The organism is Psychrobacter sp. (genome assembly GCF_030454045.1).
In the GTDB taxonomy this organism is placed as follows: Bacteria; Pseudomonadota; Gammaproteobacteria; order Pseudomonadales; family Moraxellaceae; genus Psychrobacter.
In genome coordinates this window covers 1-18004 of record NZ_JAKDJE010000059.1, presented here as the reverse complement: position 1 = coordinate 18004, position 18004 = coordinate 1, and the positions used below count along the sequence as shown (strand labels likewise).

Here is an 18004-nt window from a genome sequence, read left to right as displayed (position 1 = left end):
CCTAAAAAATAGTCGCTGTCAGTGCCATGGTCGAATGTTCAACACGCCCTAATATGAAAATAATTTCAGCATCTTGGGTTAGATAAATGTATTGATAATTAATCTCATTTCTATTAGTATGTTGTTTCCATAATTATGGTCCAACGAATCCCAACAATAGGGGTTTTGACCATTTTATCTCACTATTTGCCGTCTCTTTTTTATCGCATTACTACGGGGAAAACCATGCCACTGAACACCATCCGCACTAGTCTAGTCACCACCAAGCCTGTATTATCTGCTGCCATATTTGGCCTGATGTTGGGAATGGTTGGCTGTAGCAATTCTTCTACCACCGAAGACAGCGCGGAGACAGAGACAACAGCGGCTGGCAGTGAGCAGCAAGTCGCGAATGAAGACGGTGCGACCAGTGCAGATGGTCAAACCATTACTATTTATTCTTCACGTAATGAGCAGCTGATTAAGCCGTTGCTAGACCGCTATACTGAACAGACTGGTGTCAAGATTGAACTTGTCACAGACAAAACTGGCCCACTGATGGCGCGCTTGCAAGCGGAAGGTCAAAACACTCCAGCTGACATGCTACTGACGGTGGATGCGGGTAACTTATGGCAAGCGGCTCAGCAGGGTTTACTACAACCAGTAGCGTCGTCTGTGCTAGAGGCCAATGTCCCTGCAAAGTATCGCGATCCAAAAGGTCAATGGACAGGTCTATCACTGCGCGCGCGTACTATTTTTTATGACCCAAGCAAAGTTATCGCCGATCAATTATCGACTTATGCAGATTTGGCGGATCCAAAGTGGAAAGGCAAACTATGCTTGCGTACTTCTAAAAAGGTATACAACCAGTCGCTTGTCGCCAGCATGATAGAGCATTTGGGTGAAGAAAAAACAGAAGCTGTCATCCGTGGTTGGGTTGATAATCTTGCCACTGACGTGTTCAGTGATGATACCGCCATGCTAGAGGCGATTGCTGCTGGTCAGTGTGAAGTCGGTATCGCCAACAGTTATTACTATGGCCGCCTATTAGACGAAAAACCAAACTTCCCTGTGAAAATATTCTGGGCAAACCAAGGCACCACTGGTACACATGTAAACGTTTCAGGCGCGGGCGTGGTTACAGGGTCAGATAATCCAGACGGTACACTTAAACTGATTGAGTGGTTGTCATCTGATGAGGCGCAAGGTCTTTATGCCAGCTCAGACAAAGAATTCCCAGTCAAAGAAGGGGTGGATGAGTCAGAAATGCTCAGATCTTGGGGCGAGTTCAAAAAAGACGATATCAACGTACAGAAATTTGGTGAGCTACAAACTCAAGCCATTCAAATGATGGACAAAGCGGGTTATAAATAAAAGACTATCATCAAGCAAGATACCAAGCTCAACATCATCGTTTTAAAAGATAGTTTGCTAAAATCTGATGATGAAATGTTTAGTCATGAAACAATGACCGTTTTGAGTTTGGTAGGCGCTTAAAAAGTCTCGATGAGTGAGTATGACACGGTAATGATACTATGATCACAACGCCAGATGCGTCTGTTAGTCAAAACAATACAGTCAATGACAGTGATAATGACACTCAGACGATCAGTCAAGACCACGCCCTTCGTAAACGTATTATCTCGAAATCAGTCTTAGGGCTGATTTCGTTGTTTATGCTGGTGCCGATTTTGATTGTGTTGTTATCGTGGACGCAACCAGTCGCCGATATTTGGACACATATGGCAGAGTACGTACTGCCGCAAGTGCTCAAAAATACGGCGATTTTATTGTTTATGGTGACGGTTATATCGGGCACTATCGGTACCGTTCTCGCTTGGGTAACCAGCATGTACCGCTTCCCTGGTCAGCGGTTTTTTTCGTGGGCGCTCATGTTGCCGCTTGCCATACCGGCTTACGTATTGGCATTTGTCACCATTGGTATTGTGGATTTTAGTGGGCCGTTACAGACAGGACTGCGCGATTTTGGTATCACGACAGCGATTCCTTCAATACGCAATGTATGGGGCGCTGGCTTAATTTTATCGTTGGCATTTTATCCTTATGTGTATTTGCTGGCGCGTCAGGCGTTTTTGTCGCAAGGTCGGCGGGCGATTGAAGCAGGGCAGATGTTGGGTTTAAGCCGTAGCCGTGTGTTTTTCCGGTTGGCATTACCACAAGCACTACCGTGGATCATCGGTGGCTTATTGCTAGCAAGTATGGAAACATTGGCAGATTTTGGCGCGGTTTCGGTATTCAATGTCGATACGTTTACCACGGCTATTTATAAGGCGTGGTTTGGCTTTTTTAGTTTGACCACTGCCGCACAGCTAGCAGCCTTGCTCATCGGTGTGATCTTTATCGTAGTACTGTTTGAGCAATACTGGCAAGCTAAGCGCGGTAGTTCGATTACGCAAGGCAGCAACCAGCGTTTCGACGCCAGTACTCCTGCCAAAATAGGGATGAGCTTGCTATGTACGTTTGTATTTTTGCTGGCTTTTCTAATACCTTTTTTGCAGCTGATTTATTGGACAGCGTTAAACTTTCGCCAAGATTTTGATGCGCGCTATATTGATTTTGTGACTAACAGCCTTATGATTGCTAGTATGACCACAGTTTTTATTGCCTTTTTGGCAGTGATTATTGCGTGGATCAAGCGGCAATATCCTGATAAATCGACCAAGCTAATGACCACGCTCGCTAATTTAGGTTACGTTGTGCCGGGTACGGTATTGGCAGTGGGTATTTTTATTCCTATTGCGTGGCTAGACAATCAAATGATTGCTTTTGGTATCACCTCGCAGCAGGTGCTCTCAGGCAGTGTGATCGTTATGCTATTGGCATTGTCGACGCGTTTTATGACGGTGAGTTTTCAGCCAGTGGATCGGCAGTTGCAACGATTGACCGTCAATCAAGAAGCTGCTGCAAAATTACTTAGCGACAGTCCTTATCAGCGTTGGCGTCATGTGATGCTACCGGTGCTCAGTCCTGGGGTGCTCACGGCATTGTTAATGGGGTTTGTTGAAGTAATGAAAGAGATGCCGATCACATTGATGACACGCCGGCAGGGCTGGGATACGCTGGCGGTACGCGTGTTTGAAATGACAAGCGAAGGTATGTGGGGGAGGGCGGCATTACCGAGCCTATTGATTGTATTGGTTGGCTTACTTCCTGTTTGGATACTATTGCGTCAAAGTGACAAACAAAGCTAACCGCCATTGCTGCTTATAAACGTGCCATATTTAATGGTGCTTGACCTAACTTATATTATAATTTTTACTGTTTTATCCAAAATTGTATTTACTAATAGCGAACTGGGATTGTCTATGTACACTGATTCAATGAACGACTCATCAGACGCTCAGTCCGTAAAGACTGGAGCACGTATTACTCCCGTCAAAAAATCACCAGTCGTGCAAACTCGGACAGCCCAATCTCAACATAACAAGCCTGTAGAACAAGCCGATACTGCGCGCCAAGATACTGAGAGCACTATCGCGAGCAATCCTTATTTTAGTGTACAAAACCTAATTGTCGGCTATGACGATACTATTGTGGTTAATGGCATGTCTTTAGAATTAGAGCAAGGAGAGATTGGCTGTTTTTTGGGTTATAGTGGCTGCGGCAAGACCACGGCATTGCGAGCGATTGCAGGATTGGAGCAAAGCCGCGGCGGTACTATCCATTTAAACAATCAACGTCTAACGGAAAAAACAGCTCGGCACTCTTTTGCCGTGGCACCAGCCAAGCGCGGCATGGGGATGGTGTTTCAAGATTATGCGCTTTTTGGTCATTTGAGCGTGGCAAAAAACATTGCCTTTGGCCTCAATAAATGGTCAGCTGCTGACAAAAAAGCTCGTGTGGCTGAGATGCTAAGCCTAGTCGAACTGACGGAGCATGCGGACAAACGCCCAAATGAGCTGTCCGGTGGTCAGCAGCAGCGTGTGGCGCTTGCAAGGGCGCTTGCACCGAAGCCTAAATTACTACTACTTGATGAGCCATTTTCTAATCTGGACGTGGTATTGCGCGAATCTCTAGCAATGAATGTCCGTGATATTCTCAAACGTACCAATACTACTGCAATCTTGGTCACTCATGACCAAAACGAAGCGTTTGCGTTAGCAGATAAAGTCGGGGTAATGGATAAGGGCAGATTGGTACAGTGGGCAACACCAAGCGAGCTGTATCATGAGCCTGTCAGTCCTTTTGTCGCTGAGTTCGTCGGCGAAGGCGCGATGATAGACGGTATCATCAAAGAAGGTCGTGTGGAGACGGCGCTTGGCAATATCTATCGCCGCATGGAAGTCTATGATGAATCAGGACAACCGCAGTACTGCGAATACGATTACCCAAATGGTACACCAATCAAGGTACTCGTACGCCCTGATGATATCATTCATGATGATGATAGTACGCAGACAGCTTTGGTGATTGGGCGAGTGTTCCGCGGTGCCAATTATTTATATCGATTGCAATTGGATGATGGACAGACTGTCTTATCATTAGTCGCAAGCCATCACAATCATGCAATCGGCTCACATATTGGTATCTTGCCGTTGTTAGAGCATGTGGTTGTGTTTGACGAAAAAGAGGTCAATGCCACCACTTGGTCAGAATACGACCGATCACTAAAAGTTGATGAGGGTGTTTAACCCGTGTTAACAACTGGCGTTATCAGATGTTGGTTAAACGTGCTTAGCTGCCAAAATATGTAAATACCGTCCAAGCCATTTGTATGGCTCCAATTGTGAGTAGCGCAGCTCCATTTTTATCACCGCCTCTGGGTCGTTATGGCCGCCACGCTTGAGCGGTGCATAGTCATGAAATACCCGTAAGCCACTGCTGCGTACCGTCTGATAATCATGCGCTTTTAGCCAAGACGCAACCTCTTCTTTGGCAACCGGATGATTGGGTGTCAGACTTTTTTTGTTGTCTGCCTTATAGTCCGTATTATCAAGTAAGTTAAAATTGCCCATGATGAGATTGCGATAATCAAAGCTTGCGGGATTATAAAAGCACAAAGACAGCGCGCCATTATCTGTCAAATGCTGATCGAAGAAATCCATAACGGCAGCAGGCTCTGCCAACCATTCAAGCAAGGCATGCGACATAATCAAATCAAATTTATCGACTTCTTTAGTCAATTTTTCTGCAAGCGCTTGGTATGGACAGACGTACCATGTGATATCCAGCGCTTGATCGATTTGTTCTGCACTCGCTTTTGCCTTATCAAGCATGTTTGCTGAGATGTCATTGATGACGACGCTATGACCTTGAGCAGCAAGCTCTATGACAATTTGTGCCAGCCCTGCACCCACATCTAGGATACGCAGCGGTCGTCCAAGCGCTTCACTCATTTGTGTACTATATTCAAAAATATCACGGCGTAATACCGCCAGTCTAATCTCTCCTTTTAAGCCGCCATAGACTTTTTTTTCAAAATGATCGGCAATGGCATCGAAGCTACGATCCGTACGTGCCTCTTCTTGTATTGTAGGTTTTACCGCAGAATCTATTGATTGGTTATCGGACAATGACATATTTTGATTGGAGGTTTGCATAAAGGGTTATCTGTATTGAGATGGTATTTTGGGACATCGTACAATAAAGCGCAAAGCGAAGCTAGAACTGGTTTAATGGCGATAAGCAGTTTTACATCGTTTAAAGAGCGCGATTAAGTACATGCTTTCGAGTAGCTTTTCATAATATTTTGCGGTATAAATAGTAAGGTTCAAGAAACAATAGTGGTTTGGCGGATATTGTCCGAGCTACTTAATAAGCATAAATGACAAAAACCTATCACAATGGACGCACATACTGCCAAGGAGTCTCAGCAACGTCTGATTCCCGACTGCTAAGGACAGCAATCATGATTAAATCTCCCTCTACCACAGGTACTAACGCTAAGTTATCTACAGACGCCTCTCATTCAGTGTCTCTCACCAATCATAGACCCACGATGTCACGCTGCCTACTGTCAGTTGCTATTGCCAGTAGCTTATTGCTGGTTGGGTGCGGCGACGATGACAACGATATCATCGTTCGTAATGATACGTCAGTTGAGAGTATCAGCTCATTTAATGCCGCGCAAATAGACAGCCAGTTTGGCTTAAATGGTACCGCCACGCCTGATGCCAAATGTGATATCAATATCGAAAAAGTCAGCTATTCGACGGTAGGCGCGGCAGGCGAGCGTACCAATACGACCGCAGCGCTGATGCTACCAAGTGGTGATAGTGCTGACTGTCAAGGTGATCGACCCATTTTGCTCTATGCGCATGGCACGACCACCGATCGCGACTATGATTTTAGTCAAGTAGGCAATGCTTTAAATTCAGGATCAGCCGAAGCCAATTTGATCGCCGCAAACTTTGCAGCACAAGGCTATATCGTAGTGGCACCAAACTATGCAGGTTATGATGACTCAGAGCTTGACTACCATCCGTATCTTGTCGCAGAACAGCAAGCCACTGATATGGCTGATGCATTAGACAGCGCACGCGAAATCATCGCTAGACAAAAACGTGCCAATGACAGTGACTATGTCAGCATTGATGACTCAGGTAAGCTGTTCATTAGCGGCTACTCACAAGGCGGCCATGTCGCCATGGCAACGGCACGTAAGCTAGAGCAAGAAGGTAAATCAGTAACTGCCATTGCACCTTCGTCAGGCCCTTATGCGCTAGCTGCATTTGGTGATGCGATTTTTGCTGGTAATGTAAATATTGGCGCGACCCGTTTTGCGCCGCTATTGGCAGATGGCATGCAAAAAAAGTACGGCAACATTTATAGTAACCCGACTGACATCTTTACCGCAGATTATGCCAACACGCAACTGCCAAGTCTGTTGAGTTTTGAGGAATTGGTTGCTGCCAATAAATTGCCTGACAATGCACTCTTTGAAGCAAAGCCGACCGATAATCCTTTGATCAATCAACTCCCAGACAGTGACCTACCTTTTGCGTTCTTAGGGTTTGCTGACGATAACTATCTGATCAAAACAGATTTCCGTGCCGCTTATGTCGCTGATGCCTTACAAAACCAAGACCAGTTAATAGCAGGCACAGGTGCATTGCCCGCCCAAAACCCACAAAATAGCATGCGTAAAGCACTTAAAGATAACGACTTACGTGATTATGTACCAAACATGCCGACACTATTGTGTGGTGGTAACCAAGACCCAACGGTATTTTATGATCTAAATACGGGTTCGATGGCGGCGATATTACAGCAGGCAAGTGCAGCGCCAAACGCCAACCTTAATGTGACGGTTCTAAATGTCGATGTTAGAAACAACCGAGGCGAAGTGACTCCGATTGGTGATAGTGCTATGAGCAACCCATGGATGTCAACAACCGTTATCGATGACGTTCAAGACAGATTCTCTACCACATTGACAGCTGTTCAAAATAATGCAATTGCGAATGCGCAGGCTGCGGGCGTAACAGATCCAACAGCATTAGCACAAGCGGCAGGTGCGGCTATATTGTCAAGCTATCACGGTGGTCTGGTCAGCAGTGCTTGTACTCAAGCGACCCGCGAATTCTTTGAGCAAAATTTTAATTCAAGTGTTAACCCAACGTAATATAAACAAGCGCTAATCTAAAAGCCGTCAATAAATCATTAAAAACTGCATTCAATGGATGCAGTTTTTTTGTGCAGCGCCATATACTGAGACGGCGCAAATAGTATCAATGGTCTGTACTCATCTCAGATAATAAACCACGAAAACACATCTCGCTTAGCGTCCATAAATGAACGATATTGTCATGCAGACTTGGGCGAATTTACTCATAAAAATACCAAAATGAGGCAATTGAAACACCCCGATTATGATAATTTTTTTAGCATAGATTAACCATTCAAAAAATCACCACGAATGAACCGCTTGGCTTGGTTTTAATGGCAGCCAGAACCCCCTAAATCAGCAAATTTGTGCTAAAATAGCTTCTTTTATTAAACATTGTTTTTAACAAAAACTGTATCACTATTTTCCTATTGTTTTGCACGCTTAGCGGTGCTTTTTTGTGTCTTATATTTTGAGCACGGTTGCCTATTGGTCATGCCGTTTTTTTATATGATCCAAGATACCGCAAGCAAGACAAGGTCAGAAAAGAGTGTGAGTGAAGGAGTGTATATGAGCGAATCGGTCAGTCCTATTGGCATCGTAGATGAATTAAAGCAATCCTATCTGGATTATGCGATGAGCGTGATTGTCTCACGTGCGCTGCCTGATGTGCGTGATGGGTTCAAGCCTGTACACCGCCGTGTGATGTACGCCATGCACGTGTTGTCTAATGATTATAATAAGCCGTACAAAAAGTCTGCCCGTGTGGTCGGTGATGTCATTGGTAAGTATCACCCACATGGTGATAGTGCAGTATACGATGCTATCGTACGTATGGCGCAGGATTTTAGCTTGCGCTACCCAATGGTTGATGGTCAGGGTAACTTTGGTTCGATCGATGATGATCCTCCGGCTGCCATGCGTTATACCGAAGTACGTATGACCAAGCTGACTCATCAGATGCTGGCAGATTTGGACAAAGATACGGTCGATTGGGAAGACAACTACGACGGCTCTGAGCGCATGCCAAGCGTAATGCCAGCGCGTATTCCTAACTTATTGGTCAATGGCGCGACGGGTATTGCTGTCGGCATGGCGACCAATATGGCACCGCACAACCTCACCGAAGTCATCAACGCTTGCTTGGCTTATGCAGAGAACCCACAAGTCTCAGCCGAAGAGTTAATGTCACACATCTCAGGCCCTGACTTTCCTACGGGCGGTATTATCTATGGTCGCGCAGGCATTTTAGATGCTTATCGCACGGGTAAAGGTCGCTTGCATATCCGTGGTCGCTATCATATCGAGCCGATGAGCAATACTGGCGTCAACCGCGATCGCGAGCGTATCGTATTCACCGAAGTGCCTTATCAGGCGAATAAAGCCAAATTGATTGAGCGTATCGCAGAGCTTGTTCGTGATAAAAAAATCGAGGGCATCAGCGAGATTCGTGATGAGTCTGACAAAGACGGCATGCGTATCGCGATCGATCTGCGCCGCGGTGAGACAGCGGAAGTTATCGTTAATAACTTGTTCTTGCAGACGCCGCTTGAGTCTAGCTTTAGCATTAATATGGTCGCGCTAGACAATGGCCAGCCCAAACTATTGACCTTGCGTCAGCTTATCGCTGCATTTGTGCGCCATCGTCAAGAAGTCGTGACACGCCGTACGATTTATGAATTGAACAAAGCGCGCGTCCGTGGTCACCTGCTCGAAGGCCTGACAGTGGCACTGGCGAATATCGATGACATTATTGCGACGATTAAAGCGTCTGCAAACCGTGGACTCGCCCGCGAAAGCTTATTGAATAATACCTGGGGTTCAGGCAGTGTCGTTGCGATGTTGACTGCTGCTGGCAGTCAGTCTGTACGTCCTGAATTTATCGAAGGTGAAGATCCTAAAGCGCCGTTTGGTCTGATCGAAGGACAGGAGCGCTATCGTTTATCCCTTGAGCAGGTCAATGCGATTTTAGATATGCAATTGCATCGCCTAACGGGCCTTGAGCAAGATAAATTGACCGAGGAATACCAAGACTTACTACGTGAAATCACTCATTTAGAGTCTATTCTTGGTGATTTTGATAAGCTTATGAGCATTATCTCTAATGAGATGATTGAGATTCGTGATAATTTTGGTGATGAGCGCCGTACTGATATCATCGACTCACGCATGGACTTCAGCCGTGAAGACCTGATTCCTGAGCAAACCGTTGTGATGACCGTCTCACGTACTGGTTACGCAAAAACTCAGCCAATTGATGACTACGTCGCACAAAAACGTGGCGGCAAAGGTAAGTCTGCAACGGCAATGAAAGAAGATGATGTGATTGATCATCTGGTCGTGACCTCAACGCACTCTACGGTATTGTGCTTCACTGACAGTGGCCGCGTCTTTAGCTTACGTGGGTTTGAAGTGCCGATTGCCAGCCGCGGTGCTCGTGGTCGTCCACTGGTCAATTTGATTGGCCTGAACAGCGATGAGACAGTAACCACGATACTACCGATTCCGCAAATGTCTGAGGAAGTTAGCGGCCGCTTTGTCTTCTTTGCAACCGCCAATGGTACAGTCAAGCGTGTTGAGCTGGAACAGTTCGCCAGCATTCGCTCAAACGGCCTAATTGCAGTGGGTTTAGAAGAGGGTGACAAATTGGTCAGCGCTCGTATTACCAACGGCAATCAAGAAGTGATGCTATTTGCCTCAAGTGGTAAAGCGATTCGTTTTGATGAAAACGATGCACGCTCTATGGGCCGTACAGCGAAAGGCGTCCGCGGTATGCGTTTGGCTACTGATGAATTTATCAAGTCATTGGTCGTTATCGAAGATGATGTGCGTGAGATCTTAATTGCTTGTGAAAATGGTTTTGGTAAACGCACCTTTATCGATGAGTTCAATACGCAAAATCGCGGCGGCGGCGGTGTCATCGCCATTAAGACCAGTGCGCGTAATGGTGAGCTCGTTCGTGCCACCAAAGTTGAGCCTGAAGATGATATTATCTTAATATCTGACAAAGGAACATTGGTACGCACACCTGTTGAGCACGTTGCTAGCTCTGGCCGTAACACCCAAGGTGTCACGCTCATTCGTCTGCCAAAAGATGAAAAGTTGGTTGCTATGGCGCGTGTTGAACATGAAGAAAGCGATGATGAGCTAGTCGATGCGATGAAAGAAGAGGGGATTTTCTCCGTAGACGGCCAAGAGCAGATAGATATTGATTCAGCAACTGACAGTGCCGCTTTAAGCGATGTCAATGACGCTATCGATATCGCTAACGATCATACGCTGGATAACGATCCCGCAGATAATGATGAGTAACCATTTGAGTAGTTAGCTTTTTAGTCTAGTTTTTCCTCTTTATTCTAGAAAAAAGCCTCTGACGTTATCGTCGGAGGCTTTTATTTTTCATTCACTTTTTCTTAATAATGTACATAGGATTTTACTTTCAAGGCTGTTGTTATGCTTACGACCAATCAAACTTTTCAGGGAACTATCGCAGCGATATCGTCGAGCTTTTTATTCTCGATGATGTTTTTGTTTGGGCTATTTATGCTGCCCTTAACGGGGACACAGGTAGCCTCATGGCGCGTGCTGATGATGTTGTTAAGTTTGGTCATCTTGCTCAGTTTAACCAAGCAATGGCAGCATGTCTTTGATTATATAAAGACGCTTAAGACCTTAAAAGAATGGCTCATATTTATATTGCCAGCACCGATCTTAGGCGGCCAGATTTGGTTGTTTATGTGGGCACCCGTGAATGGGTTTGGTCTAGATGTCACCTTGGGCTATTTTTTATTGCCACTTGTGATGATTGTGCTTGGTCGGTTTTTTTACCGTGAGGATATGAGTGTCTTGCAGTATACGGCAGCGATACTGGCAGCGCTCGGTATTGGCTACGACATTTTTCAATATGGTTCGGTGTCTTGGGTGACGCTATTTGTATGTTTGGGCTATCCGCCTTATTATCTATTGCGCCGCACGCTTGCTGTACCGCCCATTACTGGCTTGTTGTTTGATTTGACACTGCTGACGCCAGTGGTACTGATCATGCTTTATCTCACTGGTGGTTTTAGTGTGGCGGCACAAAATATGAAGTTTTGGTACCTACTGCCATTGCTGGGTGTATTTAGTGCGCTTGCCATGTCGCTGACGATGATTGCGAGTAGCAAGTTGCCGGTCTCGCTATTTGGGGCGCTGAGCTACATAGAGCCGCTACTGTTATTTGTGTTGTCCATTACTGTTCTGAGTCAAAGTCTTGATGAAGGTGGCTCGCTCTTTATGTACGGTATGATTACACTTGCTCTAGTAGTCATGATAATCGATAGTGCGATAGGCTATCTCGTTCGTCAGCGTAATGACCGCTTGCATGGATATAGAGAGCTTCAAATTGGCGGCTTTCCGCCGCGTCGTCATTTTATCAACCAGCGTATCGATGGTGTGCTAAAAGCGCATCGCTTTCGCAAAATCCGTCGCTATCAAAAGAAGATGGATAAGATACAGCAAAAACTCGAACAACTTGATGCAAAATAAGCACTTATATACATTAAATTTACTGGATGTAGAAATTAATGCACTAGATGCACACTGGTATTGCTTATCTATTCTGACTTTGACATAATGCCGCCCATAATGTAGCAGGATACATTAATAGCGTTTATCTTAGATTGCGCGACCACCCTATATACAAAAGCCTCAGACGTTGTCGTCTGAGGCTTTTGTTTTTTTTAAATTGCAAAGGATGTGCCCCAATCTCTAAAGGCTGTTGTGATGTTAACTACTAACCAAACTTCTCAGGGTGCGATCACGGCTGTGGCTGCAAACTTTTTATACTCATTGCTGTTCCTATTTGGCTTGCTGCTGCAACCGCTATCAGGAACACAAGTGGCTTCGTGGCGGGTGCTCACGATGTTTTTTAGTCTGGTGCTGCTGGTGAGTGTGCTAAAACAGTGGCAGCATATTTTTGATTATCTAAAAACACTAAAAAACGCCAAAGAGTGGTTTTTATTCATACTACCCACTCCGATTTTGGGGGCGCAAATTTGGATGTTTATGTGGGCACCAGTCAATGGCTTGGGGCTTGAAGTGACGTTGGGCTACTTCTTATATCCGATGATCATGATCGTGGTCGGTCGCTTTTTTTATAATGAAGACATGAGCTTGCTACAGTGGGCTGCGATTATATGCGCAGGTCTCGGTATTGCCTATGATATCTTTGAATATGGTGCGATCTCTTGGGAGACTTTGTTTGTGTGCTTGGGTTATCCGCCATATTATTTGCTACGTCGCAAGTTGGCCGTACCGCCTATTACCGGTTTGATTGCCGATCTTGTATTGTTGTTGCCTGTGGTATTGGTTGCACTGTATCTGAACGGTGGTTTTGAGCTTGCGATTTCTAGTCATAAGCTTTGGTATCTGTTGCCGTTGTTGGGCATCATAAGCACTGCTGCGATGTCGTTAACTATGGTCGCCAGTCAAAAGCTGCCTGTCTCGTTGTTTGGGACTTTGTGTTATCTTGAGCCAGTATTTTTATTCATATTTTCGATCGCTATTTTGGATCGTAACTTACATGAAGGCGGCTCTATGCTGATGTATAGCATGATTTTTATCGCATTGCTCATCATGATTGCTGATAGTGCCCTTGGCTATCTGGCGCGCAAACGTGAGAACCGTTTACATGGCTACAATGAGCCACAAGTGGGCAGTTTTCCGCCACGCCGTCGCCTAAAAAACCGCCGTATTAAGGGCGTGCTAATTGCGCACCGTTTCCGTCAAATCAAAAAATATCAGCAAAAGATAGACAAAATGACGCGCAAGATTGAGGCACTGTCTGTGGAATAGTGACTAAAACTGGTGCCTCCTAGGTTTACATAAACCTGACTTACAAGGCAGTATTTTGGTCATTGTCCTATAAACTTGCAGTGTCAAAGGGGCATAAATTACGCTATTATCAAGAGCAGTGGTGTCGCGCTTGAGCAAAAGCGAGCACTATATCCAAAAGAGATTATCATTGATTCAAACAATATATCACTAGGACGGTTTATGTTAACTCTGCATCATTTAAACAATTCGCGCTCGTTTCGTATTTTGTGGCTACTAGAAGAGTTGGAGCTAGATTATGAGCTGACCACTTACGAGCGTACGAAAGCCTATCTTGCACCTGAGAGCTTAAAAAAAGTGCATCCGTTGGGACACACGCCGGTGCTTGAAGTGGGTGATCGCGCTTTGGCTGAGTCAGGTTTTATCATTGAATACCTGCTTAGACACTATGACAAAGAGCATCAATTTAAGCCTACTGATGATAATGAGGCGGCATGGGAAGCTTATACCTTTTGGTTGCATTTTGCCGAAGCCACGGCGATGCCCCAACTAGTCATGCGTCTGGTGTTTAGTAAAGTGGTTGAGCGCTCGCCCATGCTGATTAAACCGATCAGTAAAGGTATTCGCAAACAAGTTGAAGATGGTATGATCAATAATAATATTATCAACAACCTAAATCTGATGGAGCAGCAGCTCCAAGACAGTCACTGGTTCGCAGGGGAGACGTTTAGTGCCGCTGATATTCAAATGTATATCGTAGTTGCCGCCTCTAATGCGCGTGCAGGCATGGACAAAGTCAGATATGCCAATCTATTAAATTGGCTCAAGCGTTGTCAAGAGCGTCCCGCTTTCAAACGTGCTGAGGCAAAAGGTGGCACGCCGCAGTTTTAATAGAGATGAGTATAAATGTTTAAGCGCCTCTCACCGCTTGAGAGAAGATGCAAATAAAAGGTTTTGTTTATGGATAAACAAAGCCTTTTTTGGGATAACACAATGACAGACTTGAATACATCGCATCATGCAAAAACAAAGAAAGACACAGATGCTAAGCAGTCGCTAGATCAGAACTTGCAAAATAGGCAACTGGTTGATAACCAGCAAGTATCTATCAAATCTTGGTCACAGAAGCTGCTGGTGGTGATTTTGTGTGCAGCCAGCTTCTATGGTGGCTGGAAATCTTATGAGTCCAACATGGTCAGTGAATGTACAGCCAATGGTGGGCAAATGGTTGACGGTCAAAAAACCATGATATGCCAACGGTCCTAACCCGTGCCTCTAATAAATAAAAGACATGACCTATGCTGAAATTAACATTTTTGGGTACCTCCGCAGGCGTGCCAACTAAGCAGCGTAATGTAACGGCATTGGCAATCGAGTGCTTAAATCCTAACGCGTCTGGTTTATCAAAAGGCAACCAGCCGCATAGCAACAGTCAAAATAAAAAGTCGCGCCCGTGGCTACTCATCGATTGTGGCGAAGGCACACAGCAGCAATTACTGCATACCAAGCTCTCCTTACGTCAATTGACGGCTATTTGTATTACGCACGTCCATGGCGACCACTGTTATGGCCTGCCAGGGCTGCTGGCGAGTGCCGCGATGTCAGGTCGCCGTGAGCCACTGACGATCATTGCACCAAAAGCCATCTCGTCGCTGCTTGATGCCTTTATCCTACATACTGAATTATATCTACCATTTACCCTCAACTTTGTGTCGATAGAAAATCTGTTGTCACAAGAAGATGATAAGGGCAAATTAAAAATCGACTTGGGTAATCAACATCAGCTCATGATAGAGGTTTATCCATTATCGCATCGCGTGCCGTCTTACGGGTTTGGTATCACGCAGACGATCAATCGTCGCACGCTCAATACAGGTAAACTCATAGCGGATGGTATCCCAGCAAGCGCGCTTTGGGGCAAGCTGCAACAAGGCGAAAATGTCATCACTGAGGATGGTCAGCACTTACATTCAGCAGACTATGCCAATAATAAAATGCAGCGGACAAAAGTAGTGGTGGCAGGGGATAATGACACGCCAGAGTGTTTGAGTGAAGCAGTTGCTGATACTGATTTATTGGTGCATGAGGCCACTTATACGCATGAGGTCATGATGGCCATTCAAGCCCGCAACCCTGACTTTGACCCCATGCATAGTAGCGCGCATATAGTGGGTACTTTCGCGCAAAAGATGAACCTGAAAAACATCATTTTGACTCACTTTAGCGCTCGTTATCAGAGCTTTGACAATTCAGATAGTGAAACACCAAACATGGCATATATCCGCTTAGATGCGCAAAGTGTCTATAACGGCAATCTATGGCTGGCAGCAGATTTTGCTCAATATACCGTCAATGGGGATATTGATTTGGTCGATGACCAAGAGGACAGTCAAAAGGAGAGTCGCGTGCAGTATGTAGGCTCTGCACGCAGCAATTAGGCGTGACTGTAAAGAGATAGTTTCAAAGATATGGCTTAGCAGCTATGATTTACGGTCTTCAATAGCCAATTGTGTTTTGCCACTCCAATAACGACTGAACTGATAAGCGACTCGTCCTGAGCGTCCGCCGCGTTCAGAAGCCCAGCGTAAGGCATCTATTCTTATCTTATTGGATAAGCTTCCATCTTCTGCATTAACTTCCATATCATGATCAGTATGTGCTGACATTCTTTGTAGTTCTAAAGCTATATAATGCTGGACAATCTGTAAGTATGTCTGCTGATCCATGGGATGAAAGCTCAAGGACAAGCCAAATCGATCCGATAGTGACACGGTCTCATCAATGGTCTCGTAGGGATTGACCTCATCTGTCTGCCCATTATAGATATCCAGATTGTCTTTCATCATTTGTGGTAGCAAGCGACGGCGATTACTGGTGGCATAGACCAGTAGCTTGTCTTGCTCAGAATCTAGCGCGCCATCAAGCACACTTTTTAGGGTGCGATAACTCTCATCTTGACCATTAAAGGCCAAGTCATCACAGTAAACGATATAGCGACAAGTGCAGTCAACTGGTAGTTCATTGATCGCTGTACGAATCTTGTCTAGCATCTGTAGATCATCACGCGCAATCTCAATAATCCGTAAGCCTTCCTTATGATAGGCTTGCAGTAGGGCGCGGATCAGTGAGGATTTACCGGCTCCGCGTGTGCCGGTCATCAGGACGTGATTGGCAGGGTAGCCTTTGAGAAACTGGCGGGTGTTTTGTACCAGTTTGGATTTTTGCGTATCAATACCGTGCAAATCATCCAAGCTCAAAAATAGATTGACCGATAAAGGCTGCAGGTGACCAGTACGTCCACCGACCCAGCGATACGCAAGCTGGCTTGGGTCAATCTCAACGGTTGGTGTGACGTGTTCTTGCAGATACTGGCTAAGCAATGCTAATAAAGGCGCGGGCAGGGCGTAATTGTTAGACTGTGACATAATGACTCTAGCGGTAAAGTGGCGGTTGGGTAAAACGATAGTGCGCGATTGCGACTCTATAATATGATGAGAGATAATACTGTGAAAAATAGTGCCAGTAATTTGCCTATTAAACAAGCCTTGCAAGCGCAATCTGGACAACTATTGCCAGTCATTACCCAAGTATTGTCAGAGTTACAATATACCCAAATAGTGCATCAGCGTATCAGTCAACAACTCAGAGAGGGAAGCATAGAGCAAACCCAAGAGAGCAAAACGCAAACTACCAAACAACGCAGCAAGCAAAGCTGCTATCAAGGTATAACGCGTGCACGCCATGTAGAGTATGGTAGCGTGATAATTAAATGGGAGCTGCGCGCCACGTCCGATAGGTGCCAAAGTGTCTCAGATTTAACTCATGAAATAAGCGTGTTGCAAGCGTTATATACTTCGCAGAAAACCCAAGTTAGCTCTATTACGCCACCTCTATTGGCCTATCACAATGTAGAGGTCGACACATTAGAACAGAAACAGCAGTTAACGGTATTGGTCATGCCTTATTATGAAAGCGGCAGCTTAGCCAAGCTGTTGAATCACCATACGTCATTAACAGACAAGCAAAAACATGATTTGATCAAAGAGTCTGCTCATTTAGTCTGCAACCTACACAACGCTGGCTGGCTTCATAATGATATTAAACCCAGTAATATTTTGCTCAGTGATAATCTAACAAGTCACGCTGATAGTGATTGTATAGTGCCTGACTTACTATTGACAGATTTTGCATTAGCCCAAAGAAATGATCGACCAAACGCAATAAATTTTTCTGGCGGAACACCAGCATATTTGGCACCTGAGCGTTGGCAAGGACAAAGAGCAACGATACAAAGTGATATCTATGCGTTTGGCATTATGATGTATGAGGTTTTGGCGGGCAAGCGAGCATTTAATATAGACCCTCAAAGTCATCAGTCTATGACAGATTGGGCCATTCAGCACTGCCAGCAGCCTATACCGAGATTGCCGTTAAAATATAGTCATTATCAAAGCATCGTAGATAATGTATTGGCGAAGCGAGTAGAGAAAAGGTATCAGAGTATGGAGATTATATTAGAGGAGTTAGGGAAGCTATGACTAAAAACGCCAAATAATAGGCACAAAAAAACCTGCTAAAAAGCAGGCTTTGATATTTGGTCTAAGATGTACTAACCGAAAATGGTGGGGCTGGAGAGACTCGAACTCT

13 protein-coding genes are annotated in these 18004 nt (G+C 45.2%); 11 read left to right on the top strand and 2 right to left on the bottom strand.

Annotated features, from left to right (window positions below; all coding sequences use genetic code 11):
* The first annotated feature begins 225 nt into the window (after positions 1-225).
* From L0G63_RS10480 to L0G63_RS10470, 3 genes are all read left to right on the top strand, one after another.
* The gene (locus tag L0G63_RS10480) at positions 226-1353 is read left to right on the top strand and encodes an extracellular solute-binding protein (protein ID WP_301450602.1); all 1128 of its coding nucleotides are present in this window, start codon (positions 226-228) and stop codon (positions 1351-1353) included.
* A 161-nt stretch (positions 1354-1514) separates the two neighbouring features.
* Positions 1515-3191 (top strand): iron ABC transporter permease, encoded by a 1677-nt coding sequence (locus L0G63_RS10475; protein WP_301450601.1) that lies wholly within the window; start codon positions 1515-1517, stop codon positions 3189-3191.
* A 114-nt stretch (positions 3192-3305) separates the two neighbouring features.
* Positions 3306-4631, top strand: coding sequence for an ABC transporter ATP-binding protein (locus L0G63_RS10470; protein WP_301450600.1), 1326 nt, complete (start codon positions 3306-3308; stop codon positions 4629-4631).
* 33 nt (positions 4632-4664) lie between these two features.
* Here L0G63_RS10470 and L0G63_RS10465 read toward each other — a convergent pair whose 3' ends face one another.
* Complete coding sequence (locus tag L0G63_RS10465; RefSeq protein WP_301450599.1) at positions 4665-5540, bottom strand: methyltransferase domain-containing protein; 876 nt, start codon at positions 5538-5540, stop codon at positions 4665-4667.
* Positions 5541-5848: 308 nt separating this feature from the next.
* Between L0G63_RS10465 and L0G63_RS10460 the strand changes: the two genes are divergently transcribed.
* From L0G63_RS10460 to L0G63_RS10430, 7 genes are all read left to right on the top strand, one after another.
* A complete protein-coding gene (locus L0G63_RS10460; protein ID WP_301450598.1) occupies positions 5849-7564 on the top strand; it encodes a S9 family peptidase in 1716 nt (571 codons plus the stop codon).
* Between the two features lie 552 nt (positions 7565-8116).
* Complete coding sequence (gene gyrA, locus L0G63_RS10455) at positions 8117-10858, top strand: DNA gyrase subunit A (RefSeq protein ID WP_301450597.1); 2742 nt, start codon at positions 8117-8119, stop codon at positions 10856-10858.
* 141 nt (positions 10859-10999) lie between these two features.
* The gene (gene rarD / locus L0G63_RS10450) at positions 11000-12070 is read left to right on the top strand and encodes an EamA family transporter RarD (protein WP_301450596.1); all 1071 of its coding nucleotides are present in this window, start codon (positions 11000-11002) and stop codon (positions 12068-12070) included.
* 237 nt (positions 12071-12307) lie between these two features.
* Positions 12308-13378 (top strand): EamA family transporter RarD, encoded by a 1071-nt coding sequence (gene rarD, locus L0G63_RS10445; protein WP_301450595.1) that lies wholly within the window; start codon positions 12308-12310, stop codon positions 13376-13378.
* Between the two features lie 201 nt (positions 13379-13579).
* The gene (locus L0G63_RS10440; RefSeq protein WP_301450594.1) at positions 13580-14248 is read left to right on the top strand and encodes a glutathione S-transferase; all 669 of its coding nucleotides are present in this window, start codon (positions 13580-13582) and stop codon (positions 14246-14248) included.
* Between the two features lie 69 nt (positions 14249-14317).
* Entirely contained in the window at positions 14318-14623 is a 306-nt protein-coding gene (locus L0G63_RS10435; RefSeq protein ID WP_301450593.1) for a hypothetical protein, read from the top strand.
* Positions 14624-14655: 32 nt separating this feature from the next.
* Positions 14656-15795, top strand: a complete 1140-nt coding sequence (locus L0G63_RS10430) for a ribonuclease Z (protein WP_301450592.1) — start codon at positions 14656-14658, stop codon at positions 15793-15795.
* Between the two features lie 42 nt (positions 15796-15837).
* Here L0G63_RS10430 and L0G63_RS10425 read toward each other — a convergent pair whose 3' ends face one another.
* Positions 15838-16782: an ATP-binding protein gene (locus L0G63_RS10425; protein ID WP_301450591.1), complete on the bottom strand. Its 945-nt coding sequence runs from the start codon at positions 16780-16782 to the stop codon at positions 15838-15840.
* 63 nt (positions 16783-16845) lie between these two features.
* Between L0G63_RS10425 and L0G63_RS10420 the strand changes: the two genes are divergently transcribed.
* The gene (locus L0G63_RS10420; protein ID WP_301450590.1) at positions 16846-17895 is read left to right on the top strand and encodes a serine/threonine-protein kinase; all 1050 of its coding nucleotides are present in this window, start codon (positions 16846-16848) and stop codon (positions 17893-17895) included.
* Positions 17896-18004: the final 109 nt, after the last annotated feature.